Origin of the sequence: Burkholderia sp. Bp9090 (assembly GCF_003857985.1) — a bacterium.
In the GTDB taxonomy this organism is placed as follows: Bacteria; Pseudomonadota; Gammaproteobacteria; order Burkholderiales; family Burkholderiaceae; genus Burkholderia.
On sequence record NZ_QTPV01000012.1, the window covers coordinates 1 to 24875 of the forward strand.

22 protein-coding genes and 1 pseudogene are annotated in these 24875 nt (G+C 65.7%); 2 read left to right on the forward strand and 21 right to left on the reverse strand.

Going from position 1 to position 24875, the window contains the following annotated elements; all coding sequences use genetic code 11:
• The 4 genes and pseudogenes from DIE16_RS13730 to DIE16_RS13745 form a co-directional block, all read right to left on the reverse strand.
• Window positions 1–365, reverse strand: a pseudogene (locus DIE16_RS13730) (electron transfer flavoprotein subunit beta/FixA family protein); the annotation flags it as partial.
• A gap of 229 nt (window positions 366–594) precedes the next feature.
• Entirely contained in the window at window positions 595–1389 is a 795-nt protein-coding gene (locus DIE16_RS13735) for a MetQ/NlpA family ABC transporter substrate-binding protein (protein ID WP_124487834.1), read from the reverse strand.
• Between the two features lie 27 nt (window positions 1390–1416).
• Window positions 1417–2070, reverse strand: a complete 654-nt coding sequence (locus DIE16_RS13740) for a methionine ABC transporter permease (RefSeq protein WP_044844825.1) — start codon at window positions 2068–2070, stop codon at window positions 1417–1419.
• The gene (locus tag DIE16_RS13745) at window positions 2060–3094 is read right to left on the reverse strand and encodes a methionine ABC transporter ATP-binding protein (protein WP_044844826.1); all 1035 of its coding nucleotides are present in this window, start codon (window positions 3092–3094) and stop codon (window positions 2060–2062) included. Before DIE16_RS13745 ends, DIE16_RS13740 begins: the two co-directional genes overlap by 11 nt.
• Window positions 3095–3310: 216 nt before the next feature.
• On the opposite strand from DIE16_RS13745, the gene DIE16_RS13750 reads away from it, so the two are divergent.
• Entirely contained in the window at window positions 3311–4234 is a 924-nt protein-coding gene (locus DIE16_RS13750; RefSeq protein ID WP_124487832.1) for an alpha/beta hydrolase, read from the forward strand.
• Between the two features lie 22 nt (window positions 4235–4256).
• On the opposite strand, the gene DIE16_RS13755 is transcribed toward DIE16_RS13750, so the two are convergent.
• A complete protein-coding gene (locus tag DIE16_RS13755; RefSeq protein ID WP_044844828.1) occupies window positions 4257–5180 on the reverse strand; it encodes a histone deacetylase family protein in 924 nt (307 codons plus the stop codon).
• A gap of 43 nt (window positions 5181–5223) precedes the next feature.
• Here DIE16_RS13755 and mltB point away from each other — a divergent pair, with 43 nt between their 5' ends.
• Entirely contained in the window at window positions 5224–6573 is a 1350-nt protein-coding gene (mltB, locus tag DIE16_RS13760) for a lytic murein transglycosylase B (RefSeq protein ID WP_082088495.1), read from the forward strand.
• Window positions 6574–6649: 76 nt separating this feature from the next.
• Here mltB and cysM read toward each other — a convergent pair whose 3' ends face one another.
• The 16 genes from cysM to gyrA all read right to left on the reverse strand — a co-directional run bounded on the left by cysM (window position 6650) and on the right by gyrA (window position 24404).
• Entirely contained in the window at window positions 6650–7552 is a 903-nt protein-coding gene (cysM, locus tag DIE16_RS13765) for a cysteine synthase CysM (RefSeq protein WP_124487831.1), read from the reverse strand.
• A 206-nt stretch (window positions 7553–7758) separates the two neighbouring features.
• Entirely contained in the window at window positions 7759–8103 is a 345-nt protein-coding gene (locus tag DIE16_RS13770) for a helix-hairpin-helix domain-containing protein (protein WP_124487830.1), read from the reverse strand.
• Between the two features lie 74 nt (window positions 8104–8177).
• On the reverse strand, window positions 8178–9170 hold the full coding sequence (gene rfaD, locus DIE16_RS13775) for an ADP-glyceromanno-heptose 6-epimerase (protein WP_044844832.1): 993 nt from the start codon (window positions 9168–9170) through the stop codon (window positions 8178–8180).
• 58 nt (window positions 9171–9228) lie between these two features.
• Window positions 9229–10179: a D-glycero-beta-D-manno-heptose-7-phosphate kinase gene (rfaE1, locus tag DIE16_RS13780; protein WP_124487829.1), complete on the reverse strand. Its 951-nt coding sequence runs from the start codon at window positions 10177–10179 to the stop codon at window positions 9229–9231.
• Window positions 10180–10186: 7 nt separating this feature from the next.
• Window positions 10187–11587 carry a UDP-glucose/GDP-mannose dehydrogenase family protein gene (locus DIE16_RS13785; protein WP_124892466.1) on the reverse strand — a complete coding sequence of 467 codons (1401 nt, stop codon included), beginning with the start codon at window positions 11585–11587 and terminating at the stop codon, window positions 10187–10189.
• Between the two features lie 90 nt (window positions 11588–11677).
• Window positions 11678–12850: a lipopolysaccharide assembly protein LapB gene (gene lapB / locus DIE16_RS13790; RefSeq protein WP_124571003.1), complete on the reverse strand. Its 1173-nt coding sequence runs from the start codon at window positions 12848–12850 to the stop codon at window positions 11678–11680.
• Between the two features lie 53 nt (window positions 12851–12903).
• Window positions 12904–13197, reverse strand: a complete 294-nt coding sequence (locus DIE16_RS13795; protein WP_044844835.1) for a lipopolysaccharide assembly protein LapA domain-containing protein — start codon at window positions 13195–13197, stop codon at window positions 12904–12906.
• A 210-nt stretch (window positions 13198–13407) separates the two neighbouring features.
• Window positions 13408–13731, reverse strand: coding sequence for an integration host factor subunit beta (locus DIE16_RS13800; RefSeq protein ID WP_034187427.1), 324 nt, complete (start codon window positions 13729–13731; stop codon window positions 13408–13410).
• A gap of 22 nt (window positions 13732–13753) precedes the next feature.
• The gene (gene rpsA / locus DIE16_RS13805; protein ID WP_044844859.1) at window positions 13754–15466 is read right to left on the reverse strand and encodes a 30S ribosomal protein S1; all 1713 of its coding nucleotides are present in this window, start codon (window positions 15464–15466) and stop codon (window positions 13754–13756) included.
• A 142-nt stretch (window positions 15467–15608) separates the two neighbouring features.
• The gene (gene cmk / locus DIE16_RS13810; protein WP_124892467.1) at window positions 15609–16295 is read right to left on the reverse strand and encodes a (d)CMP kinase; all 687 of its coding nucleotides are present in this window, start codon (window positions 16293–16295) and stop codon (window positions 15609–15611) included.
• A 12-nt stretch (window positions 16296–16307) separates the two neighbouring features.
• On the reverse strand, window positions 16308–17612 hold the full coding sequence (aroA, locus tag DIE16_RS13815; RefSeq protein WP_124892468.1) for a 3-phosphoshikimate 1-carboxyvinyltransferase: 1305 nt from the start codon (window positions 17610–17612) through the stop codon (window positions 16308–16310).
• A 20-nt stretch (window positions 17613–17632) separates the two neighbouring features.
• Window positions 17633–18559, reverse strand: a complete 927-nt coding sequence (locus DIE16_RS13820; protein WP_124892469.1) for a prephenate dehydrogenase/arogenate dehydrogenase family protein — start codon at window positions 18557–18559, stop codon at window positions 17633–17635.
• 187 nt (window positions 18560–18746) lie between these two features.
• On the reverse strand, window positions 18747–19829 hold the full coding sequence (gene pheA / locus DIE16_RS13825; protein ID WP_044844839.1) for a prephenate dehydratase: 1083 nt from the start codon (window positions 19827–19829) through the stop codon (window positions 18747–18749).
• 33 nt (window positions 19830–19862) lie between these two features.
• Entirely contained in the window at window positions 19863–20945 is a 1083-nt protein-coding gene (gene serC, locus DIE16_RS13830; protein ID WP_124892470.1) for a 3-phosphoserine/phosphohydroxythreonine transaminase, read from the reverse strand.
• A 172-nt stretch (window positions 20946–21117) separates the two neighbouring features.
• On the reverse strand, window positions 21118–21717 hold the full coding sequence (locus tag DIE16_RS13835) for a DUF2059 domain-containing protein (protein WP_044844860.1): 600 nt from the start codon (window positions 21715–21717) through the stop codon (window positions 21118–21120).
• An 83-nt stretch (window positions 21718–21800) separates the two neighbouring features.
• Entirely contained in the window at window positions 21801–24404 is a 2604-nt protein-coding gene (gene gyrA / locus DIE16_RS13840; protein WP_044844841.1) for a DNA gyrase subunit A, read from the reverse strand.
• Window positions 24405–24875: the final 471 nt, after the last annotated feature.

The following is a 24875-nucleotide window of genomic DNA, read 5'->3' on the forward strand; positions in this document are numbered from 1 at the left end:
TCGTCGATCGCCTGCTTGCCGAGGATCACCAGTTGCGGCTGTTCCTTGTCGACCAGCGCCTTCAGGATCTTCGCGACGGCCAGCGGCTCGACGCTGTCGTTCGATTCGACGAGGATCGCGCGGTCCGCGCCGATCGCCAGCGCCGTGCGCAGCGTTTCCTGCGCTTGCGTCACGCCGACCGATACCGCGATCACTTCGGTCGCGACACCGGCTTCCTTCAGGCGCACCGCTTCTTCCACCGCGATTTCGTCGAACGGGTTCATCGACATCTTCACGTTCGCGATGTCGACGCCCGTGTTGTCCGACTTCACGCGGACCTTCACGTTGTAATCGACCACTCTTTTCACTGGCACCAGGATTTTCATGCACACGCTCCAAAGTTACGAATACGACCAGAGGCCATTCTATAGCGAGGCCTCATGACTGCGCGGCCAAGCGGACCAATCCATCGCGGCTATCGAGGATAGCGCGCCTCTCCGGCGCGCCGGCAATAGCGAACGGTCGTTCTATTTTAAAAGAGAAAAAACCCGGACGCAAAGCCCGGGTTTTCGATCATCGACTCTAATCGTCACCGGGCGCGCCCCGCATCACGTGTTACCAGGCAGCGATCACCGCGCCGCCGAACTTCTGTTCGATGAACTGCTTCACTTCCGCGGAATGATAAGCCGCGACCAGCTTCGCGACCCACGGCTTACCCCGGTCGGCCTCGCGAATCGCGAGAATGTTCGCGTACGGGCCAGTCGGGCCCTCGATCGCGATCGCATCCTGTTTCGGTTTCAACCCCGCTTCCATCGCGTAGTTGGTATTGATCGCGGCCGCGTCGACGTCGCCGAGCGAGCGCGGAATCTGCGCCGCATCGAGCTCGACGATCTTCAGCTTGCGCGGGTTATCGACGATGTCGAGCGGCGTCGCCTTCAGCCCGGCGTCCGCGCGCAGCTTCAGCAGCCCCTGTTTCTGCAGCAACAGCAGCGCACGGCCGCCGTTGGTCGGATCGTTCGGCACCGCGATGCGCGCGCCCGGCTTCAACTCGGCCAGCGACTTCACCCGCTTCGAATAGATGCCCATCGGGAACGTGACGGTCTCCGCGACCTTGATCAGCTTGTAGCCGCGATCCTTCACCTGCGCCTGCAGATACGGATCGTGCTGGTAGCTGTTCGCGTCGAGATCGCCCGACGCGAGCGCCGCGTTCGGTTGCACGTAATCCGAGAATTCGACGACGCGGATGTCGAGGCCGCCCTTGGCCGCGACCTTCTTCACCACCTCCATGATCTGCGCGTGCGGGCCGCCCGTCACGCCCACCTTGATGGTTTCGGTCTGCGCGTGCGCGCTCGCGAACAGTGCGGCCGCGCCGAATGCGGCCGCGAACTTCAGCATGAAGCGTCGTTGCATCCTATCCCCCAACGAATGAATGTCGTTTTACTTGTGGCTCAGCCGGCGCACGAGCCAGTCGCCGAACGACTGCACGATCTGCACGAACACGATCAGGATCGCGACGACCGTCCACATCACTTCCGGCAGATAGCGCTGGTAGCCGTAGCGGATCCCGAGATCGCCGAGCCCGCCGCCGCCGATCGCACCGGCCATCGCCGAATAGCCGACGAGCGACACGAACGTGATCGTCAGGCCCGCGACGATGCCCGGCAGCGATTCGGGCAGCAGCACCTTGAACACGATTTGCGAGGTCGTCGCCCCCATCGACTGGGCGGCCTCGATCAGCCCGCGGTCGACTTCGCGCAGCGCGGTCTCGACCAGCCGCGCGACGAACGGTGCGGCCGCGAGCGTCAGCGGCACGACCGCTGCGGCCGTGCCGATCGACGACCCCGTGACGAGCCGCGTGAACGGAATGACCGCGACCAGCAGGATGATGAACGGCGTCGAGCGCACCGCGTTCACGATGCCGCCGAGCACGCGATTCACGCCGAGGTTCTGCAGCACGCCCTGGCGGTCGGTCAGGTAGAGCAGCACGCCGAGCGGCAGCCCGACGAGCGCGCCGACCGCCCCCGAGATGCCGACCATGATCAGCGTCTCCCAGAACGACTGCACGAACATATCGAACATCTCACTCAACATACGAAAGCTCCTCTACCACCACACCTTGCTCGCGCAGGAACGCGAGCGCCTGCCCGACCTTGCCCGGTTCGCCGCCCGCGAGCACCGCGAGCGACCCGAACGCCTGCCCCTGGATCTCGTCGATCTGGCCATGCAGGATGTTGAAATCGAGTTCGTACCGGCGGATCGTCTCCGACAGGATCGGCTGATCGACACCCGAGCCGGTGAACGCGAGCCGCAGCAGATGCCCGCTGCCCGTCTTCAGCCGCTCGGCCACGCGCGCCTTCAGCGCCGGCGGCAGTTCCTGCGCGATCACGTCGCCGATCAGCGCGCGCGTCACTTCGTGATGCGGCTGCAGGAACACGTCGATCACGCGGCCCTCTTCGACCACGCGGCCCGCGTCGAGCACCGCCACGCGATCGCACACCTGCTTGATGACTTCCATCTGGTGCGTGATCAGCACGATCGTCAGGCCCAGCTCGCGGTTGATGCGCTTCAGCAGGTCGAGGATCGCGCGCGTGGTCTCGGGGTCGAGCGCCGACGTCGCTTCGTCCGACAGCAGCACCTTCGGCTTGCTCGCGAGCGCGCGGGCGATGCCGACGCGCTGCTTCTGGCCGCCGCTGATCTGCGCCGGATAGCGATCCTTCTGCGCGGACAGCCCGACGAGGTCGAGCAGCGGCAGCACCGCCGCCTCGATCTCGGCACGGCTCGCGCCGGCCAGCTCGAGCGGCAGCGCGACGTTGTCGAACACCGTGCGCGACGACAGCAGATTGAAGTGCTGGAAGATCATGCCGATTTCGCGGCGCGCTTCGCGCAGCGCGCCGGACGACAGCAGCGTGAGATCGCGTCCCCCGACGACGACATTGCCTTCGGTCGGCCGCGTGAGCAGGTTGATGGTGCGCACGAGCGTGCTCTTGCCGGCGCCGCTTCGGCCGATGATGCCGAACACCTCTCCCTGCGGGATCGTCAGATTGACGTTGTGCAATGCGTCGACCCAGCCGGTCGGCCCGGGAAAACGCTGCGACAGATTGCGTAATTCGATCATGTAAACAAAACGGCGGCCGGCTGGCGAGGCCCGCCAGTTGGCCGCCGAAGCATCTGGAATAGCCGGCGATTTTACCGCAAACGCCTCATTCCACTTAATAATCGATTTCGATCTTTTCATAACCAGACGAAATTAGAGGGGCGCTGCTGGGCCGCCGCGCGGGTACCGCGACTATGATCCGGAACACCGATGCCAACGAGACAGGGGACCCGCCAGATGACCGCCACCACCACGCAGGCCGCCGCACCCGCCGCCACCTCGGCATCGGGCCCGGTATCGCCGCCCGCCCCGCGGATGGGCCGGCTGCGTACCGCGGACGGGCTCGAACTGGCGTCGTATCGCTGGCCGGCCGGCGACGGCACGCTGCCGCCGCTTGCGACGATCGCGCTCGTCCACGGCCTCGCCGAGCATGCGGGCCGTTACGCGGCGCTCGCGGCCAGATTGAACGCGGCGGGCATCGACGTGCTGGCGATCGATCTGCGCGGGCACGGCCAGTCGCCCGGCAAACGCGCATGGGTCGAGTGTTTCGACGATTACCTGAACGATGCGGATGCGCTGGTTGCCGAAGCCGCCCGCGGCGCCACGCCGCTCTTCCTGATGGGGCACAGCATGGGCGGCGCCGTCGCGGCGCTGTATGCGATCGAACGCGTGCCGGCTCGCGGCCACGCGCTGGCAGGCCTCGTGCTGTCGAGCCCGGCGCTCGCGCCGGGACGCGACGTGCCGCGCTGGATGCTCGCGATGAGCCGCTTCATCAGCCGCGTGTGGCCGAGCTTCCCTGCAATCAGGATCGATGCGGCGCTGCTGTCACGCGATCCGGCCGTCGTCGCCGCCAATCGCGCCGATCCGCTCGTGCACCACGGCGCGGTGCCGGCGCGCACCGGCGCCGAAATCCTCGATGCGATGGCGCGCATCGAGCACGGTCGCGGTGCGCTGCGCGTGCCGGTGCTCGTCTATCACGGCACCGAGGACAAGCTGACCGAACCCGATGGAAGCCGCGCGTTCGGCGCCCGCGTCGGCTCGCCCGATCGCACGCTGACGCTATACGAAGGCGGGTTCCACGAAACGATGAACGATCTCGAGCGCGACCGCGTGATCGATGCGCTGATCGCGTGGATTCACGCGCACGTGCCGGCGCGCTGAGCGCGCGCCGATCCGCTGCCGGTCAGATGCCGGCCAGCACGCGCAGGTGCGCGACCACGCTGCGCCCGAGTGCCGACAGGTTGTAGCCGCCCTCGAGACAGCTCACGATGCGACCCTGCGCATGCCGGCGCGCGACGTCGACGACCTGGGCGGTCAGCCATTCGAAATCGGATTCGACGAGACCGAGGTTGCCGATGTCGTCCTCGCGATGCGCGTCGAAACCGGCCGACACGAACAGCATTTGCGGCTTGAACGCGTCGAGACGCGGCAGCCAGAACATGTCGACCGCTTCGCGGATCGCCATCCCGTTGCTGCGCGCAGGCATCGGCAGGTTGACCATGTTCGGCGCCTGGTGATCGGCGCCCGAGAACGGGTACAGCGGATGCTGGAAGAAGCTGCACATCAGCACGCGCTCGTCGTTCGCGAACGCGGCTTCGGTGCCGTTGCCGTGGTGCACGTCGAAATCGATGATCGCGACCCGCTCGAGGCCGTGCACGTCGAGCGCGTGCCGCGCGGCGATCGCGACGTTGTTGAAGAAGCAGAAGCCCATCGCGCGCGCGGGTTCCGCGTGATGGCCGGGCGGCCGAACGCTGCAGAACGCATTCGCGTAGCGGCCTTCGATCACCGCGTCGGTCGCCGCGATCGCGGCGCCGGCCGCACGCAGCGCGGCGCGCCACGTGTCGCGGTTCATCAGCGTGTCGGGATCGATCTCGACGTAGCCGTCGACGGGCATCATGCTGCGGATGTAGTCGATATGGGCCTGCGTATGCACGCGGCCCAGCGCCACCTCGCTCGCGAACGGCGCGGTTTCGTGCACGATCAGGTCGTCGATGCGGCTCGCGATCAGCTGATCCTGGATCGCCGACAGTCGGGCCGGGCATTCCGGATGCCATTCCCCCATCTCGTGCAGCATGCAGTCGGGGTGCGTATAGAAGGCGGTTGCCATAAGCTGTCATCCGCGACGCGGGTTGCGCCGCAGGTCTCCATCAATGATGTCCATCGTCTGCCGCGAATTCGCCGCTAACTTACCACAACGGTGCGCTGCTACGCCCCGGCACGCAAGGTGCGTCGGGTATACTGCGCCGAACCCCATCGCCCTGTCCGCCCGCTTCGACATGAATTCCAGCAAGCCTGCCGCCCTTCTCTCCGCACTGTTCCGCGTTCGCGTTCCGCTCGTTGCCGCTGCCGTCGCCGCTACCCTGGCCGCCGCACCCGCCGCCGCGCAAACACAGCCTGCGAAGTCTCCCGGCACGCTCGTCGCGCAGGCGCAACCGCAGCAGCCGACGCCGCCGGGCCAGACCTTCGAAGAGGAGATCGTTCCGCAGCGTTACGCGAGCAACGCGAAGGTCGATGCGTTCATCGACGAGATGGTGAGCCGCAACGGCTTCGATTCCGCAAGCCTGCACGCGCTGTTCTCGCGCGTCAGCTACTCGGCCACGGCCGTGAAACTCGTGAAGCCGGCGCCGACGCCTTCGGTGAAGAACTGGAGCGTCTATCGTTCGCGCTTCATCGAACCGATCCGCATCAACGCGGGCGTGAAATTCTGGAAGGCGAACCGGGCAACGCTGCAGCGCGCGTCCGAGGAATTCGGCGTGCCGCCCGAGGTGATCGTCGGCATCATCGGCGTCGAAACGATCTACGGCCGCTACATGGGCAACTTCCGCGTGCTCGATGCGCTGACGACGCTCACGTTCGACTACCCGGACACGCCGAATCGCGACAGCCGCCAGGCCACGTTCCGCAAGAACCTCGAGGACTTCCTCGTCTGGACCCGCGACAACCAGCTCGACCCGACCACCGTGCTCGGCTCGTACACGGGTGCGATCGGCATCCCGCAGTTCCTGCCGAGCAGCATCCGCGAGTATGCGGTCGACTACGACGGCGGTGGCCACGTCGATCTGCGCAGCAGTCCTGCCGATGCGATCGGCAGCGTCGCAAACTACCTGAAGCAGCACGGCTGGGAAACCGACCGCCCGGTGGTCTGGCGGATCACGCCCGACACGGGCAGCCTCGGCATCGCCCAGGCGGCCGCGGACGGCCAGCCCGAACCGCACTGGGCACTGTCGCAGCTGCTGCGCGCCGGCATGACGCTCAACGAGCCGACGGTCAATATCACCACCGAAGCCGGCACGCCGGTGACCGTGGTCGATCTGCCGTCGCCGGGGCGCGCAACCGAGTACATGCTCGGCCTCAAGAACTTCTACGTGCTGACGCGCTACAACCGCAGCTTCTTCTACGCGCTCACCGTGTACCAGCTCGGCGAAGCCGTGAAGGCGCAGATGGAAGCGAGCGGCGCGCTGCCGCTGCCCGCGGCGGACACGGAAGCACCAGCGCAGTAAGCTCGGCCCGCGCAAAGAAAAAGCGCCGCTCGTGCGGCGCTTTTTTATCGCGTGATCCTGCCGATGCCGTTCCGGCTCAGGCAGGAAACACGCCGGTCGACAGGTATCGGTCGCCGCGATCGCAGACGATGAACACGATCGTCGCGTTCTCGACCTGGCGCGCGATGCGCATCGCGACTTCGCATGCGCCCCCCGACGAGATGCCGGCAAAGATGCCTTCGACGGCCGCGAGCCGGCGCGCCATCGTTTCGGACGCGGCCTGGCTCACGCTCTCGACGCGATCGACGCGGCTGCGATCGAAGATCGTCGGCATATAGGCCTCCGGCCACTTGCGAATGCCCGGGATGCGCGACCCTTCTTCCGGCTGCGCGCCAACGATCTCGATCGCCGGATTCTGTTCCTTCAGAAAACGCGACGTGCCCATGATCGTGCCCGTCGTGCCCATCGCCGACACGAAGTGCGTGACGCGCCCCTCGGTGTCGCGCCAGATCTCCGGGCCCGTTCCTTCGTAGTGCGCGAGCGGGTTGTCGGGGTTCCCAAACTGATCGAGGATCACGCCCTTGCCTTCGCGCTGCATCTGCTCCGCGAGGTCGCGCGCCAGTTCCATCCCGCCCTTTACCGGCGTCAGGATGATTTCGGCACCGTAAGCGGCCATGCTCTGGCGACGCTCGACCGACAGGTCTTCCGGCATGATCAGCACCATCTTGTAACCGCGGATCGCCGCGGCCATCGCGAGCGCGATGCCCGTATTGCCGCTCGTCGCCTCGATCAGCGTATCGCCCGGCTTGATGCGGCCGCGCGCCTCGGCCTTGTTGATCATCGACAGCGCCGGGCGATCCTTCACGGAACCGGCCGGATTGTTGCCTTCCAGCTTGGCGAGCAACACGTTGTTGCGTGCGCGAATCTCGTCGTCCGGCAGGCGGACCAGTTGCACGAGCGGCGTGTTGCCGATCGTGTCTTCGATAGTTTTGTAAGCCATGGAGATACCGTGAGTGCGAGGCTGATCAATCGATTGATTGTAAACCAGCGCCGGGGCTCGCGCCGGCAACCCCCATTGCGACGGTGGAATAAGCGTGCCCGCGATTCACGATCGTGCGCGTGCAGCATGCACGCAAAAAACCCGCGGCATGCCGCGGGAAGCCGTCGCAACGACGGCGACTGAAGGAGCCCTTCGCCTCGCGAGCGTTACTTCTGCGCAGTGCGGGCGGGCGCCGCGGCAGGTTTCACTGCCGTGGGCTTGCCCGCGGCGGGTGCCTGCGCACCCGAGCCAGCTGCGCCGATCGTCAACCCCTCCTGCTGAAGGCGCTCGACCGTATGGCCGCCCATGCCTTTCACGCGCGATGCAAGATCGTCTGCATTCCTGAACGGGCCGCGTGCGCCGCGCTCGTCGAGAATCGCCTTTGCCCGCGCGGGACCAATGCCCTTGATACCGACGAGTGCATCCTCGTTCGCGGTGTTGACGTCGACGGCCGCCCAGGCCGACGCGATCGCGCCGAACATCGCTGCGGCGGCAAACCATTTCCTGATCATGTGCTGGATCTCCGATGAAAAACGGTCGGCGGCTGCCGACCGTGAGACCCAGTCTAGCGATGCGACGCGCGGACTTAAACCTGGCCGGACAGCCAACGCACGTAACGGTCGACACCTTCCTGCACCGTCAGGAACGGCGCATCGTAGCCGGCAGCACGCAGCTTCGTCTGGTCGGCCTGCGTGAAGCACTGGTACTTGCCGCGCAGCGCATCCGGGAACGGCACGTATTCGATCAGCCCCTGCTCGACCTGCTGCGCGAGCGTCAGCGGCGGCAGGCCGTCGAGCGCGCGCAGCGTGTTCACGACCGTCGACGCGATGTCGTTGAACGGTTGTGCGCGGCCGGTGCCGAGGTTGAAGATGCCCGACTTCTCCGGATGATCGAAGAAGAACAGGTTCACCTTCGCGACATCCTCGATCGACACGAAGTCGCGCGTCTGCTCACCCGGCGCATAACCGTTGTACTCGCCGAACAGCTTGACCTTGCCTTCCGCGCGGAACTGGTTGAAGTTGTGGAACGCGACCGACGCCATGCGGCCCTTGTGCGTCTCGCGCGGGCCGTACACGTTGAAGTAGCGGAACCCGGCGATCTGGCTCTTCGCGCTCGGCAGCACGCGGCGGATCACCTGGTCGAACAGGAACTTCGAATAGCCGTAGACGTTCAGCGGCGCCTCGACCTCGCGCTCCTCGACGAAGCGCGTCGAGCCGCCGTAGGTCGCCGCCGACGACGCGTACAGGAACTGCGCGCCCTGCGCGAGGCACGCATCGAGCACCGCGCGGCTGTAGCGGAAGTTGTTGTCCATCATGTAGCGGCCGTCGGTTTCCATCGTGTCCGAACAGGCGCCTTCGTGGAACACCGCGCGTACCTTGCCGAAATCGCCGCGTGCGAAGCGTTCGACGAATTCCGTCTTGTCGAGATAGTCGTCGATCTCGCAATCGACGAGATTGCGGAACTTTTCCGCGCGCGTCAGATTGTCGACCGCGATGATGCGCGACTCGCCACGCTCGTTGAGCGCCTTGACGATGTTCGCGCCGATAAAACCGGCTGCGCCGGTGACGATGATGGTCATGGTCGTCCTGCCTGAAAAATGGGAGCCGTCCGGCCGGCGCGTGCGCCGCCCGATGCGCTCAGTGAAACAGTTCGTCGTAGCCGACGGTCGCCGTGCCGAGCTTGCCGACCACGATACCCGCGGCACGGTTCGCCAGCACGACGGCGTCGACGAGCGGCACGCCTGCGCCGAGCATCGTCGCGACGGTCGCGATCACGGTATCGCCCGCCCCCGACACGTCGTACACCTCGCGCGCGAGCGCCGGCGCGTGCAGTTCGCCCGCGGCGGAAAAGAGCGTCATCCCCTCTTCCGAACGCGTGAGCAGCAACGCATCGAGATCGAGTTCCGCGCGCAGCTTCGCGACGCGCGCGCGAAGGTCGTCTTCCGAATGCCACTGACCGACGACTTCGCGCAACTCCGCGCGGTTCGGCGTGATCAGCGAGGCGCCGCGATAGCGCGCCCAGTCGCCGCCCTTCGGATCGACGAGCACCGGTTTGCCGGCCGCGCGCGCCTTCTCGATCATCGTCGTCACGTGCGTCAGCCCGCCTTTCGCGTAATCCGACATCAGCACGATGTCGTGCTGCGGCAGCAGCGCGTCGAACCGCGCGAGCCCGGCGAGCAGCACCTCGTGCGTCGGCATCGCCTCGAAATCGACGCGCAGCAGCTGCTGCTGGCGCGCAAGCACGCGCAGCTTGATGGTCGTCGGCAGCGCCGCGTCGCGCTCGAGATGGGGCGTGACGCCACTGCTGCCGAGCAGCTCGACGATCCGCTCACCAGGTTCGTCGCAGCCGACCACGCACAGCAGCCCGGCCTGGGCGCCGAGCGTCACGGCGTTGCGCGCGACGTTGGCCGCGCCGCCGAGCCGCTCTTCCTGGCGCTGCACGTGCACGACGGGCACCGGCGCTTCCGGCGAAATACGGTCGACGTTGCCGAACCAGTAGCGGTCGAGCATCACGTCGCCGACCACGAGCACACGCGAACGCGCGAGCTGCGCGCGCGGGACCGGCACCACTTCGCGAAGGGTCGTCATCGTGCGCTCATCCACGGGAGGGGGACTGCGGATCGACGTGCGGACGCCCGATCGCATGGTAGTCGAAGCCGAGTTCGGCCATCGCGTCCGGTTCGTACAGGTTGCGTCCGTCGAAGATCACCGGCGCCTTCAGTTCGGCCTTCAGGCGCGTGAAATCCGGGCTCCGGAATTCCTTCCACTCGGTGACGATCACGAGCGCATCCGCGGCGCTCACGGCCGCGTCCTGGGTATCGACGAAATGCAGACGCGCAAGCGCGTCGGAAGCCTCGCCGAGATCGAGCGCGAACACGCGGCGCGCCTCGTCGATCGCGACGGGATCGTACGCGCGCACGATCGCGCCACGCCCGAGCAGCGCGGCGATCAGCCGACGGCTCGGCGCCTCGCGCATGTCGTCCGTATTCGGCTTGAACGCGAGGCCCCAGACCGCGAATTCGCGACCGGTCAGGTCCGCGCCGAAGCGCTGCTCGATCTTGCCGATCAGCACGTCCTTCTGTGCGGAGTTGGCCGCTTCGACGGCCTCCAGGATGCGCAGCGGCTGGCCGTTCTCGCCGGCGGTGCGGATCAGCGCCTGCACGTCCTTCGGGAAGCACGAGCCGCCGTAGCCGACGCCCGCGTACAGGAAGTGATAGCCGATGCGCGGATCGGAACCGATCCCGCGGCGCACGGCTTCGATGTCGGCACCGACCTTGTCGGCGAGATTCGACATCTCGTTCATGAACGAGATGCGGGTCGCGAGCATCGCATTCGCCGCATATTTCGCGAATTCCGCCGAACGCACGTCCATGTAGATCGTGCGCTCGTGATTGCGGTTGAACGGCGCGTACAGCTTCTTCATCCTCTCGCGCGCCGCCGCGCCCGTCTCGTCGTCGTCGACGCCGATGACGATCCGGTCCGGGCGCATGAAGTCCTCGACTGCCGCGCCTTCCTTCAGGAATTCCGGATTCGATACGACCGAGAAACGGTGCGCGACGCTGCCCGCAAGCCCGCGGGCGCCGAGCGCCTCGTCGACCACCGCGCGCACGCGCTGCGCGGTGCCGACCGGCACCGTCGACTTGTCGACGATCACCTTGAAACCGGTCATGTAACGACCGATGTTGCGCGCGGCCTCGAGCACGTATTGCAGGTCGGCCGAACCGTCCTCGTCGGGCGGCGTGCCGACGGCGATGAACTGGATCTCGCCGTGCGCGACGCTCGCCTCGATGTCCGTCGAGAAGCGCAGACGCCCTGCCGCGCGATTGCGCGCGATGATGTCCAGCAGGCCCGGTTCGTGAATCGGCATCCCGCCGTTGTTCAGGATCTCGATCTTGCGCGGATCGACATCCAGACAGAAGACGTCGTGGCCGATCTCGGCGAGGCAGGAGCCTGTGACAAGACCGACATAGCCGGTGCCGATGATGGTGATTTTCATAGATGTTCCGGTACGTCCCGGTAATTGACTAACTTGCCCGCCGGGCCGGACCCGGCGGGAACCGCAGTGCGTCGGCGCCGCGCCCCGGGATCAACCCGGCATCGCAGGTTCGACGCGGCGCGGCGCATAGGTTTCCCAGCCGCTGCATCCGGGGCACTGCCAGTAGAAGAGCCGTGCCCGGAAACCGCAATTCTGGCACGTATAGCGTGGCAGATTTTTGGTTCGCTGCTTGATCAGCGCGCGCATCATTTCAAGTTCCTTACGGCGCGGCTCGTCGGCGGCCGCGATCTGCGCATCGAGCAGGTGCAGCATGCCCGACAGGTTCGGCGACTTCTCCATCTGCGTGCGCGCGAGCGTATGCGCCGCGTCCTGGCCGCGCAACCCGGCGATGTGCTGATACGCAGTATCGAGCAGGTCGTTCGACGGATAGCGATCGACGTAGCCCATCAGCAGCTCGGCGCCCTCGACCGGCTTGTCGAGCGCGACATAGGCCTTCATCAGCTTGTCGGCGACGAGCGGCAGATAAGCGGGATTTTGCGCCTCGACGCGCTTCCAGTGCTCGATCGCGGCCGCGTGATCGCCCGCCGCCTGCGCGGCATCACCGGACAGGATCGTCGCGCGGACGTTCTGCGGGTTTGCGGCAAGCGCGAGCTTCAACTGCTCGGCCGCGGCAGTGGCGTTCTTGCGTTGCAGCGCGTCCTGCGCGAGTTCGCAGTGGAACTGCGCTATTTCGGTGCCGAGCGGCTTGTCGCTCATCGATTCGATGCGCTTCGCGGTGTCGATCGACTTGTTCCAGTCCTTCTCGATCTCGTAGATCGTCAGCAGCGCCCGCTGCGCGCCCAGCGCGTAGTCGCCGTCGGCGAGCCGGTGGAATGCCTCCTCGGCACGATCGAGCAGGCCGGCCTTCAGGAAATCCTGGCCGAGTTCGTACAGCGCATGGTCGCGCTCGTTGACCGGCAGGTCCGTGCGGCTCAGCAGATTCTGGTGCACGCGGATCGCACGGTCCGTTTCGCCGCGACGGCGGAACAGGTTGCCGAGCGCGAAGTGCAGCTCGACCGTCTCGGGGTCGAGTTTCGCGACCTCGATGAACGCGTCGATCGCCTTGTCCGGTTGTTCGTTCAACAGAAAGTTCAGGCCGCGGAAATACGATCGCGGCAGGTTGGCGCTCTCCGACAGGAGGTTCTTCAGGTCATAGCGTGACGCCGCCCAGCCGAGCGCGAACGCCACCGGAATCGCGAGCAACCACCAGAAATCCAGATCCATGCGAAATATCGAAGCAGAGACGAAAACCGCGCGGGAGTCGCGCGGCGTCCGTGTTAAATGACGGGCGGCATCGGCGGCTGGTCGACGATGGCCGGGGTTTCGCGCGCCGCACGCAGATCGCGCTTCAGGCGCCCGTTCTCGAGGCGCAGGCGGAACATCGCCGGCAGTGCCGACAGCAGGCCGGCCAGCAGCCCGACGACGAAGAACGCGAGGCCGATCAGGATCAGCGGCGCTTGCCATGCGTAGCCGGCAACGAAATTCAGCGTCGCGGTTTGCGTATTGGCCAGTGCGAGCACCAGCAGCAGCACGAACACCAATACCCGGATCAGCCAGACGATAAACTTCATGTAGCCCTCTCTTTGTTGAGGTTTGCCGCGGCGCGCGACTCCCCTTCGCGGCGCCGAATCGACCCGTATTGTAAAGGAAGCGTTTCCGCGTCACCGCACATCCTGCGGATGCGCATTGCCGCACGGCGGCCGGAAATGAAAAAAGCGCCCGCAAGGGGCGCTTTTTTCTTCAGCCTTCGCCGGACGGATTCCGGGCAAGCCGAACGACGTTCAACGTTCGTCGTCCGGATCATCAGCTTTCAGCGGCTCGCCGGCGCGGCCGTCGACGCGTTCACGCAATTCCTTGCCGGGCTTGAAGTGAGGCACGAACTTCTCGGGCACCTGCACCTTCTCCCCCGACTTCGGGTTGCGTCCGACGCGCGCCGGGCGACGGTTGAGGCCGAAGCTGCCGAAACCCCGAATTTCGATGCGATGCCCTTTCGCCAGGGCGTCGGACATCGCATCGAGCATCGTTTTCACCGCGAAATCCGCATCCTTGAGGACAAGTTGCGGAAATCGCAGTGCCAGCTGCGCGACCAACTCGGATTTGGTCATACTTCAGCAGACCTCGTGAGGCTTACTGGTTCTGGCCGTCGAGCTTCGCCTTCAGCAGCGCGCCGAGGTTGGTCGTACCGGTCGCAGCAGCGCTGGTGTCCGACTGCAGGCCGCGGATCGCTTCCTGTTGTTCAGCCGAATCCTTCGCCTTGATCGACAGGTTGATGCCACGCGACTTGCGATCGATGTTGATCACCATCGCGTTGACCTTGTCGCCTTCCTTCAGCACGTTGCGTGCGTCTTCGACGCGATCCTGCGAGATTTCCGATGCACGCAGGTAGCCTTCGATGTCGCCCGTCAGCGTGATGACAGCGCCCTTCGCATCGACCGACTTCACCACGCCGTCGACGATCGAACCCTTGTCGTTCATTGCAACGTAGTTGCTGAACGGGTCGCCTTCGAGCTGCTTGATGCCGAGCGAAATACGCTCCTTCTCGACGTCGATACCGAGCACGATCGCTTCGACTTCGTCGCCCTTCTTGTACTTGCGAACAGCTTCTTCGCCGGCTTCGCTCCACGACAGGTCCGACAGGTGGACCAGGCCGTCGATGCCGCCCGGCAGACCGATGAACACGCCGAAGTCGGTGATCGACTTGATTGCGCCCGTGATCTTGTCGCCCTTCTTGAAGTTGCGGCTGAAGTCATCCCACGGATTCGGCTTGCACTGCTTCATGCCGAGGCTGATACGACGACGGTCTTCGTCGATCTCGAGGACCATGACTTCGACTTCGTCGCCCAGCTGGACAACCTTCGACGGCGCAACGTTCTTGTTGGTCCAGTCCATTTCCGACACGTGGACGAGGCCTTCGATGCCCGATTCCACTTCGACGAATGCGCCGTAGTCGGTGATGTTCGTGACCTTGCCGAACAGGCGCGTGCCCGACGGGTAACGGCGCGAGATGCCTTCCCACGGATCGTCGCCCAGTTGCTTGATGCCCAGCGAGACGCGGTTCTTCTCTTGGTCGAACTTGAGGATCTTCGCGGTGACTTCCTGGCCAACCGACAGGACTTCGCTCGGGTGACGCACGCGACGCCATGCGATGTCGGTGATGTGCAGCAGGCCGTCGATGCCGCCGAGGTCGACGAACGCGCCGTAGTCGGTGATGTTCTTGACCACGCCGTTGACGATCGCGCCTTCCTTCAGCGTCTCGAGCAGCTTCGCGCGCTCTTCGCCTTGCGTTGCTTCGATCACTGCACGACGCGACAGCACGACGTTGTTACGCTTGCGATCGAGCTTGATCACGCGGAACTCGAGCGTCTTGCCTTCGTACGGGGTCGTGTCCTTGACCGGACGCGTGTCGACCAGCGAACCCGGCAGGAACGCGCGGATGCCGTTGACCATCACGGTCATGCCGCCCTTCACCTTGCCGGTGATCGTGCCGGTGACGAGTTCGTTGTTGTCGAGGGCCTTTTCCAGCGACAGCCACGATGCCAGGCGCTTCGCCTTGTCGCGCGACAGGATCGTGTCGCCGTAGCCGTTTTCGAGTGCGTCGATCGCGACGGACACGAAATCGCCCGACTGCACCTCAACCTCGCCCTGATCGTTCAGGAATTCCTCGATCGGAATGTAAGCCTCGGACTTCAGGCCTGCATTGACGACCACGAAGTTGTGGTCGACGCGCACGACTTCGGCGGAAATCACTTCGCCGGCGCGCATGTCTTGACGGGTCAGCGACTCTTCGAACAGAGCCGCAAAGGATTCGGTATTCGGGGTGGAGGTTTGCAGGTCGGACATAAAAATCTGATTGTGCATGGCTCGCTGTGCCACGCCGGCCGGAATGGCAGGCTGAAAGGGCCAGATCGAGGTCCATACGGGGTTAAGGGTTCGAAACACGCTCCGCGCTGCCCGCGCGAAGCACCTACTGCCGCTCGCCTTCTCAGGCGGGCTGGCCGAGCGCCCGATACCACTGCAGCACCTGGTCGACCGCTTCATCGACCGAAAGCGCCGACGTATCGAGCAGCTTGGCATCTGCCGCGGGCTTCAGCGGCGCGGCGGCGCGATTGCTGTCGCGCGCATCACGTTCACGAAGATCCCGGAGCAAGTCATCTATATTAGCAGAAAAACCTTTTTGCATCAATTGCTTATACCGTCTGGCCGCGCGCGCCTCGGCGCTGGCCGTCAGAAACACCTTCAGCACGGCGTCCGGGAAGATCACGGTGCCCATGTCGCGCCCGTCGGCGACAAGGCCCGGCGTCTTGCGGAATGCGCGCTGGCGCGCGACCAGCGCGGTACGCACCGGCCCATGCACGGCAATCGCCGACGCGCGGTTGCCGACCGCTTCGGCGCGGATGTCGTTCGACACGTCGACGCCGTCGAGCTGCGCGCAGCCCTCGCGGAACGTGATGTGAAGATCGTCGATCAGCTTCACGAGCGCGTCGATGTCCTCCGCCGCGATGCCGTAGCGTACGCTCGCGAGCGCGGCGAGACGATACAGCGCGCCGCTGTCGAGCAGGTGGAAGCCGAGATGCGCGGCGACGAGCGCGGCGACGGTCCCCTTGCCGGAAGCGGTCGGACCGTCGATCGTGATGACGGGGGTCGGGTGAAAGGGTCGGGTGGATTTCATCGGTACGGTGGGTCAGGCCTTGGCGAGCGCGGCGAAGCGGTCGAAATAGTCGGGGAACGTCTTGCCGACGCACTTCGGATCGTTGATTCGCACGGGCACGCCGCCCAGACTGACGAGCGAGAAGCACATCGCCATCCGGTGATCGTCGTACGTGTCGATCGCGGCGTTCGGCGTGAGTTGTTGCGGCGGCGTGACGACCAGATAGTCGGGGCCTTCCTCGACGATCGCGCCGACCTTGCGCAACTCGGTCGCCATCGCGGCGATGCGGTCGGTTTCCTTCACGCGCCAGCTCGCGATGTTGCGCAGCGTGCTCGTGCCGCTCGCGAACAGCGCCGCGACCGCGATGGTCATCGCCGCGTCGGGAATCAGGTTGAAGTCCATGTCGATCGGCTCGAGCTTGCCATGGTCGTGGCCGATGCCGCGCACCTCGATCCAGTCGTCGCCCATCGATACGTTCGCGCCCATCTGCATCAGCGCATTCGCAAAGCCGACGTCGCCCTGGATGCTCGCGCGCCCTACGCCCTCGACGCGCAGCGGGCCGCCGCCGAGCGCGCCGGCCGCGAGGAAATACGAGGCCGACGACGCATCGCCCTCGACCATGATGCGCCCCGGCGAACGGTAGCGGACGCCGGCCGGCACGACGAAGCGCTGCCAGCCGTCGCGCTCGATGGTCACGCCGAAGCGCTCCATCAGCCGGATCGTGATGTCGATGTACGGCTTCGAGATCAGTTCGCCGTCGACTTCGACGACGATCCTGCCGTCCTTCGCCTTCACGAGCGGCAGCGTCATCAGCAGCGCGGTGAGGAACTGGCTCGACACGTCGCCGCGCACGCGGATCGGCGCGTCGACCGCGATCGCCGCAGGCTTGATCCGCAGCGGCGGAAAACCGTCGTTCTGCTCGTAGTCGATCTGCGCGCCGATCTGCCGCAGGCCGTCGACGAGATCGCCGATCGGCCGCTCGTGCATGCGCGGCACGCCATGCACGCGATAGTCGCCGCCATTGACCGCGAGCGCCGCCGTCAACGGTCGCACCGCGGTGCCCGCGTTGCCGAGGAACAGGTCGGCGGTCTTCGCGGTGAACGCGCCGCGCGTGCCGGTGACGACACAGGTGTCGCCGTCGCGCGCGAGCTTCACGCCGAGCTTGCCGAGCGCATCGAGCATCACGCGCGTGTCGTCGGAATCCAGCAGGTTGGTGATCGTCGTATCGCCTTCGGCAAGCGCCGCAAGCAGCAGCACGCGGTTCGAGATGCTCTTCGAGCCGGGCAGGCGCACGGTGCCCGACGCACTGGAATACGGGCCGAGATCGAGATAGTCCATGGGAATCGTCCTGTTTCCTGTTATTTCTTGACCGGTTCGGCAGCGGGCTGCGCGCCGCGTTCCTGCCATGCCTTGCGGGCCGCGCGCGAGCGCGTGAACACGGCTTCAAGCGCCGCGCCGTCGCCGGCGTCGATCGCCGCACGCAGCCGGGCGAGCACGCGCGTGTAGCCGTCGAGCTCGTCGAGCAGCGCCGCGCGATTCGCGACACACACGTCGCGCCACATTTCCGGGCTCGACGCCGCGATCCGCGTGAAGTCGCGGAAGCCGCCCGCCGCATACGAGAATTTCAGTTCGGCATCCGTCTCGCCGAGGATCTGCTCGACGAGCGCGAACGACAGCACGTGCGGCAGATGGCTGATCGACGCGAACACGCGATCGTGCTGCGCCGTGCTCATCGTGCGCACGTCGGCGCCGGTCGCCCGCCACATCGCGTCGATCCGCGCGACCGCGTCGGGTGCGTTCTCCGGCAGCGGGCACAGCACGACGTTGCGGCCGACGTACAGATCCGGCAGCGCGGCCTCGACACCGCTCGACTCGCGCCCGGCGATTGGGTGGCCCGGCACGAATTGCGCGATCCGCGCACCGAGCACGTCGCGCGCCGCCGCGACGACATCGGACTTGGTGCTGCCCGCGTCGGTGACGAGCGTCGCGGCGTCGAGCCACGGCGCGATGCGCGCGAGCAGCGGGCCCGTTTGCGCGACGGGCGCGGCCAGCAGCACGAGATCGGCGCCGGCAAGCGCGTCGCGCAGTTGCGCATCGTCGTCGAGCGCCGCCGCGCGATCGATCACGCCGAGCGCGAGCGCGCGCTCGACCGACGCACGGGAACGGCCGACGCCGACGACTTCGCCCGCGCCGCCCGGTGCGCGCTCGCGCAGCGCGCGCGCCAGCGATCCGCCGATCAGGCCGACGCCGAAGATGACCAGTTTGTTGAATGCAAAGCCTGACACGACAAGAGCCAAGTGACGCGCGCGGAACGATGCCCCGCGCGCGGAAGTCCAGATTCCGGGCAACGGGCCCGCACCCGGCACGACCTGCACCGGATACCGCCCGAGCCCGCCTTGGGCAGCGCCGCCCGGCCTGCCCTGCCCGCTTCGCCGCGCCGCCTGCGCGGTGCAGGCGACGGGCCGCTGCGCGTCAGCGCGCGCGCGGATACGAACCGAGTACCTTCAGGAACGCGGCCTTCTGGCCGAGCTCCGCGAGCGCGGCGGCCACGGCTGGCTCGTCCCGGTGCCCTTCGATGTCGATGTAGAAGTAATACTCCCACGTGCCGACGCGCGCCGGGCGCGATTCGAAGCGGGTCATCGACACCCCGTGCCGCGCGAGCGGTTCGAGCAGCTTGAACACCGCACCCGGCTCGTTCTTCACCGAAACGATCAGCGAGGTCTGGTCGTGACCGCTCGGTCCGGCCGGCTGCTTGCCGATGATCACGAAGCGCGTGCGGTTGTGCGGATCGTCCTGGATCAGCGAGAACGCGATCTGCAGCCCGTAGTGCGCGGCCGCGCGGTCGCCCGCGATCGCCGCGACGCTCGGGTCGGCCGCCGCGAGACGCGCGGCCTCCGCGTTGCTCGACACTGCTTGCCGCTCGAGCTGCGGTGCGTTCGCGGCGAGCCACTGCTGGCATTGCGCGAGTGCCTGCGCATGCGCGCAGACGCGCTTCACGCCGTCGAGCGTGCCGCTCTGCGTGAGCAGGTTGTGATGGATCGGCAGCGCGAGTTCGCCGCTGATCAGCAACTGCGTCTGCAGCAGCAGGTCGAGCGTGCGCGACACCGCGCCTTCGGTCGAATTCTCGACCGGCGCGATGCCGAATGCGGACGCGCCCGCCTCGACCGAGCGGAACACCTCGTCGATCGACGGACACGGCAGCCCTTCGATCGACTGGCCGAAATACTCGAACATCGCCTGTTCGCTGTACGTGCCGACCGGCCCGAGGAACGCGACGTGGATCGTCTGCTCGAGCGCGCGGCTCGCGGCCATGATCTCGCGCCAGATGGCGCTGATGTGCTCGCTCGCGAGCGGCCCCGCGCTCATGTCCTGCAGGCGCGCGATCACCTGCAGCTCGCGTTCCGGCCGGAACACCGGCGCATTGAAATGCTTCTTGACCTCGCCCACCTCGAGCGCCACCGCGGCGCGCTGGTTGAGGAGCGCGATCAGCTGCGCGTCGATCGCATCGATGCGGTCGCGCAGCGGTTTCAGGCGGGAATTCAGTTCGTCGTCCATGCGTTTTGCCGTGCTGTTTGAACAGCGCCGCCGTCAGGCGCCGCGCCGTTCGAAGTCCTTCATGTACTCGACGAGCGCTTTCACGCCCTCGAGCGGCACCGCGTTGTAGATCGACGCCCGCATGCCGCCGACGGACTTGTGGCCCTTCAGCTGCAGCAACCCGCGCGCCTTTGCGCCGGCAAGGAAGTCTTCATTGCGCGTTTCGTCGGCCAGGAAAAAGGGCACGTTCATCCGCGAACGCGCCGCCGGCTCGACCTTGTTCAGATAGAAGCTGCTCGCATCGATCGTGTCGTAGAGCAGCTTCGCCTTCTCGATATTGCGGGCCTCGATCGCCTCGAGGCCGCCCTGCCGCTTCAGCCACTGAAACACGAGGCCCGCGACGTAGATCGCATAGGTGGGCGGCGTGTTGTACAGCGAGTTGTTCTCGGCGACGGTTTTCCATTCGAATGCGGACGGGCAGATCGACAGCGCGCGATCGAGCAGATCCTCGCGCACGATCACGACCGTCACGCCGGCTATTCCGATGTTCTTCTGCGCGCCGCCGAACAGCACGCCGTACTTCGCGACGTCCATCGGGCGCGACAGGATGTGCGACGAGACATCGGCGACGAGCGGCACGTCGCCGAGGTCGGGAATCTCGAACGTCTCGACGCCGTCGATCGTCTCGTTCGTGCACAGATGCACGTAGGCCGGATCGTCCGACAGCTGCCACTCGGCACGGGCAGGCGCGCGCGTGAAACCGTCGGCCGTCTTGCCGGAGGCGGCCAGATGCGGCGTGCCGTATTTCTTCGCTTCGTTGAACGACTTCTGCGACCACGAGCCCGTCACGACGAAGTCGGCGGTCTTGCGCGAGCCGAGCAGGTTCATCGGCACGGTCGCGTTCGCGCCGATGCCGCCGCCCTGCAGGAACAGGATCCGGTGGCTGGCCGGCACATCGAGCAGTTCGCGCAGGTCGGTCAGCGCCGCCTCGTGGATCGACATGAATTCCTTGCCGCGATGGCTCATCTCCATCACGCTCATGCCGCTGCCGTGCCAGTCGAGCATTTCGTCGGCGGCCTGCCGCAGCACTTCCTCGGGGAGCGCCGCAGGACCGGCGGAGAAATTAAAGACGCGCATCGTGAAAACCTCGGGAGGGACGCGACCGGCTTGCGACCGGCTTGCCGCCGGCAGAAAGAACCGCGCCTGAAAAGAAATGGCCGCTTGCGCTCGCGCGCAAACGGCCATTATCGCACTGTCATCAGGCTCCCGCCAAACCCGGCCGAACGGCCGGGCGGCGTGCCCGGACGGCTTACTTGCCCGGCTTGACTGCCGCGACTTCCTTGTCAGCCTGCGCGCGCGTCGCCTGGATCGCTTGCGGCATGTACTTCTGCATCAGGCCGTTGACCACGTCGCGGCCGACCTGATCCTGAACCTGGATGAACTTGCGGCCCGTCGGGCTCTTGTAGAACGTCGTCAGATCCTTGATCTCCGACGTGCTGTAGTACTTCGCATAGGCGTCGTACTGAGCCGACATCGCATCGTTCTGGAACTGCTGCGAGCCGAACACCTTGCCCGCGCCGTCAACCAGCTTCGGCACTGCGTTCTTCTGCAGCGTCGGCACGGCAGCTTGCTTCTGCTTGTCGTTCAGCGACTTGTTTTCCGACAGCGCGTCCGACAGGATCGCCGGCACGAGCTGCTTTGCCTGCATCTCGGCGCTGTTGCCGATAGCCGACACGAGCTTCGGCGCGTCGATCGCGTCGAGCAGATCCTTGATCGCTGCCTTCTTGTCGGCGTCGATCGGCGCAGCTGCCGCGGTCGCAGCCGGTGCGGAATTCGACAGCGCTTGCGCCATCGCGAACGTCGGCACCAGTGCAGCCAGCAGAACCAGTTGCTTGAATTGCTTTTGCATCATCACTCCCTTTTGGAAATATGAATGGTTGCTCGCCGACCGCGGCGCTTTTCGCCCGCGGCGGCTCGAGTCTCATCCGTTCTTCAGGCTTCGCCGTCCGACGCCTCGTCGGCCTCGCCATCGCCCTCTTCGGCTTCCGCGATCTGCTGCAGGCCGGAGAGCTTGGTACCCTCATCGAGACTGATGAGTGTAACACCTTGCGTGGCGCGCCCCATTTCGCGAATCTCGGACACACGCGTCCGGATCAACACGCCGGCGGTCGTGATCAGCATGATCTGATCCTCGGCGTCGACGAGCGTCGCGGCGACGACCTTGCCGTTGCGCTCGGACGTCTGGATCGCGATCATCCCCTTCGTGCCGCGGCCGTGACGCGTGTACTCGGTGATCGGCGTGCGCTTGCCGTAGCCGTTTTCGGTCGCGGTGAGCACGGTCTGCTCCTCGCTGCCGGCAACCAGCAGCGCGATGACCTGCTGCCCGTCCTCGAGCTGCATGCCGCGCACGCCGCGCGCTTCCCGGCCCATCGGGCGCACGTCGTTCTCGTCGAAGCGCACGGCCTTGCCTGCGTCAGAGAACAGCATCACGTCGTGCGCGCCGTCGGTGATCGACGCGCCGATCAGGTAATCGCCCTCGTCGAGGCCGACCGCGATGATGCCCTTCTTCATCGGGCGGCTGAATGCTTCGAGCGGCGTCTTCTTCACGGTGCCGAGCGACGTCGCCATGAACACGAACTTGTCGGCCGAGAACTCCTTGACCGGCAGCACGACGTTGATCTTCTCGCCTTCCTGCAGCGGGAACATGTTGACGATCGGACGGCCGCGCGAGTTGCGCGAGCCCTGCGGCACTTCATAGACCTTGACCCAGTACACGCGGCCGCGGTTCGAGAAGCACAGGATGTAGTCGTGCGTGTTCGCGATGAACAGCGTCTCGATCCAGTCGTCTTCCTTCATCTGCGTCGCCTGCTTGCCGCGACCGCCGCGCTTCTGCGCGCGATACTCGGACAGCGGCTGCGACTTCACGTAGCCCGCGTGCGACATCGTGACGACCATGTCCTGCGGCGTGATCAGGTCTTCGGTATTCAGCTCGGTCGCGTTCAGCTCGATCTTCGAGCGGCGCGCGTCGCCGAATTCGGCCTTCACCGAGGTCAGCTCTTCGCCGATCATCGTCGTGATCCGCTCCGGGCGCGCGAGGATGTCCAGCAGGTCGGCGATCTGCGCCATCACTTCGCGGTACTCGCCGATGATCTTGTCCTGCTCGAGACCGGTCAGGCGCTGCAGACGCATCTGCAGGATTTCCTGCGCCTGCGTGTCGGACAGACGGTACAGCCCGTCGGTCTGCATCCCGAACGCCGGATTCAGGCCTTCCGGACGGTACGCGGAGCGGCCGCCCGCGGATGCGTTCTCGGTCTCGGCGCGCGTCAGCATCTCGCGCACGAGCGACGAATCCCACGGCTTCGCCATCAGTTCCTGCTTCGCGATCGGCGGCGTCGGCGCGGCCTTGATGATCGCGATGAACTCGTCGATGTTCGCGAGCGCAACGGCAAGACCTTCGAGCACGTGGCCGCGTTCGCGGGCCTTGCGCAGTTCGTAGATCGTGCGGCGCGTCAGCACTTCGCGTCGATGCGACAGGAAGCACTGCAGGATTTCCTTCAGGTTCAGCAGCTTCGGCTGGCCGTCGACCAGCGCGACCATGTTCATGCCGAACGTGTCCTGCAGCTGCGTCGCCTTGTACAGGTTGTTCAGCACCACTTCGGGCACTTCGCCGCGCTTCAGCTCGATCACGACGCGCATGCCGCTCTTGTCGGACTCGTCGCGGATGTCGGAGATGCCCTCGAGCTTCTTCTCGTTGACGAGCTCGGCAATGCGCTCGAGCAGCGAGCGCTTGTTCACCTGGTACGGCAGCTCGTCGACGATGATCGCCATCCGCTGGCCGCGGTCGATCTCCTCGAAGTGCGTGGCCGCGCGCATCACGACGCGGCCGCGCCCGGTGCGGTAGCCGTCGCGCACGCCGGCGACGCCGTAGATGATGCCGGCCGTCGGGAAGTCCGGCGCCGGGATGATCTCGATCAGCTCGTCGATCGTCGCTTCCGGGTTGCCCAGCAGGTGCTGGCACGCGTCGACGACTTCGTTCAGGTTGTGCGGCGGGATGTTGGTCGCCATGCCGACCGCGATGCCCGACGAACCGTTGATCAGCAGGTTCGGGATGCGCGACGGCAGGACCGACGGCTGCATCTCGTTGCCGTCGTAGTTCGGCTCGAAGTCGACCGTTTCCTTGTCGATGTCGGCGAGCAGCTCGTGACCGATCTTCGCCATGCGAATTTCGGTGTAACGCATCGCCGCGGCGTTGTCGCCGTCGATCGAGCCGAAGTTGCCCTGCCCGTCGATCAGCATGTAGCGCAGCGAGAAGTCCTGCGCCATCCGCACGATCGTGTCGTACACCGCGGTATCGCCGTGAGGGTGATACTTACCGATCACGTCACCGACGATACGCGCCGATTTCTTGTACGCGCGGTTCCAGTCGTTGTTCAGTTCGTGCATCGCGAACAATACGCGCCGGTGCACGGGTTTCAGGCCATCGCGGACATCCGGAAGGGCACGTCCGACGATCACGCTCATCGCGTAATCGAGATACGAACGGCGCATTTCCTCCTCTAGGGAGGTGGGCAGGGTCTCTTTGGCGAATTGATCCATGTATCCGTATCGTTTCGGAGCGAAGACGGCGAACGCCTTTCGCGTGGGCGCTGCATGCGCAACGCAACGCGAGATTCTAACATGCGCCCATCAGCCACCGATTCGCCACCCCCTCTATATGTAAACAGCAAAAATCGCGACCACGGCAGCGGCACCGCGAACCGGCCGCGATCGCGCCCCCTCAGGCGGCTCGGGGGCCGCGCGGATCCGAGTCGCGCACGCGGGTAAACATTTGCGGCCTTTCGCGCAATTTCGCGGACCCACTCTTGACAATCTCTAAAAGTTACGGCAGGCCAGTGTTGCGCATGCACCACAAAGTTGAAGCGATCTTAGGGTGGGGAGGATTTTTTTTCGTAGGAAGGGAACGATATGGCAAAATGCCAACGCACTGAAAGTTAGACGCTGCTCGAAGTCTACACAGAGCGGTGCCGCGTTTTTTGTGCCGCACCAATGTTATACTTCGAGCAATGT

What these genes read in the sequence shown, in the direction of transcription:
- cmk (WP_124892467.1), bottom strand. Translation starts at nt 16,295, where the DNA reads ATGAAATCCACCCGACCCTTTCACCCGACCCCCGTCATCACGATCGAC.
- rpsA (WP_044844859.1), bottom strand. Translation starts at nt 15,466, where the DNA reads ATGTCCGACCTGCAAACCTCCACCCCGAATACCGAATCCTTTGCGGCT.
- lapB (WP_124571003.1), bottom strand. Translation starts at nt 12,850, where the DNA reads ATGGATCTGGATTTCTGGTGGTTGCTCGCGATTCCGGTGGCGTTCGCG.
- DIE16_RS13795 (WP_044844835.1), bottom strand. Translation starts at nt 13,197, where the DNA reads ATGAAGTTTATCGTCTGGCTGATCCGGGTATTGGTGTTCGTGCTGCTG.
- DIE16_RS13745 (WP_044844826.1), bottom strand. Translation starts at nt 3,094, where the DNA reads ATGATCGAATTACGCAATCTGTCGCAGCGTTTTCCCGGGCCGACCGGC.
- aroA (WP_124892468.1), bottom strand. Translation starts at nt 17,612, where the DNA reads ATGGACTATCTCGATCTCGGCCCGTATTCCAGTGCGTCGGGCACCGTG.
- mltB (WP_082088495.1), top strand. Translation starts at nt 5,224, where the DNA reads ATGATGTCCATCGTCTGCCGCGAATTCGCCGCTAACTTACCACAACGG.
- DIE16_RS13755 (WP_044844828.1), bottom strand. Translation starts at nt 5,180, where the DNA reads ATGGCAACCGCCTTCTATACGCACCCCGACTGCATGCTGCACGAGATG.
- DIE16_RS13750 (WP_124487832.1), top strand. Translation starts at nt 3,311, where the DNA reads ATGACCGCCACCACCACGCAGGCCGCCGCACCCGCCGCCACCTCGGCA.
- pheA (WP_044844839.1), bottom strand. Translation starts at nt 19,829, where the DNA reads ATGGACGACGAACTGAATTCCCGCCTGAAACCGCTGCGCGACCGCATC.
- DIE16_RS13770 (WP_124487830.1), bottom strand. Translation starts at nt 8,103, where the DNA reads ATGATCAGGAAATGGTTTGCCGCCGCAGCGATGTTCGGCGCGATCGCG.
- DIE16_RS13800 (WP_034187427.1), bottom strand. Translation starts at nt 13,731, where the DNA reads ATGACCAAATCCGAGTTGGTCGCGCAGCTGGCACTGCGATTTCCGCAA.
- rfaD (WP_044844832.1), bottom strand. Translation starts at nt 9,170, where the DNA reads ATGACCATCATCGTCACCGGCGCAGCCGGTTTTATCGGCGCGAACATC.
- rfaE1 (WP_124487829.1), bottom strand. Translation starts at nt 10,179, where the DNA reads ATGACGACCCTTCGCGAAGTGGTGCCGGTCCCGCGCGCGCAGCTCGCG.
- DIE16_RS13785 (WP_124892466.1), bottom strand. Translation starts at nt 11,587, where the DNA reads ATGAAAATCACCATCATCGGCACCGGCTATGTCGGTCTTGTCACAGGC.
- DIE16_RS13740 (WP_044844825.1), bottom strand. Translation starts at nt 2,070, where the DNA reads ATGTTGAGTGAGATGTTCGATATGTTCGTGCAGTCGTTCTGGGAGACG.
- serC (WP_124892470.1), bottom strand. Translation starts at nt 20,945, where the DNA reads ATGCGCGTCTTTAATTTCTCCGCCGGTCCTGCGGCGCTCCCCGAGGAA.
- DIE16_RS13835 (WP_044844860.1), bottom strand. Translation starts at nt 21,717, where the DNA reads ATGCAAAAGCAATTCAAGCAACTGGTTCTGCTGGCTGCACTGGTGCCG.
- gyrA (WP_044844841.1), bottom strand. Translation starts at nt 24,404, where the DNA reads ATGGATCAATTCGCCAAAGAGACCCTGCCCACCTCCCTAGAGGAGGAA.
- DIE16_RS13735 (WP_124487834.1), bottom strand. Translation starts at nt 1,389, where the DNA reads ATGCAACGACGCTTCATGCTGAAGTTCGCGGCCGCATTCGGCGCGGCC.
- cysM (WP_124487831.1), bottom strand. Translation starts at nt 7,552, where the DNA reads ATGGCTTACAAAACTATCGAAGACACGATCGGCAACACGCCGCTCGTG.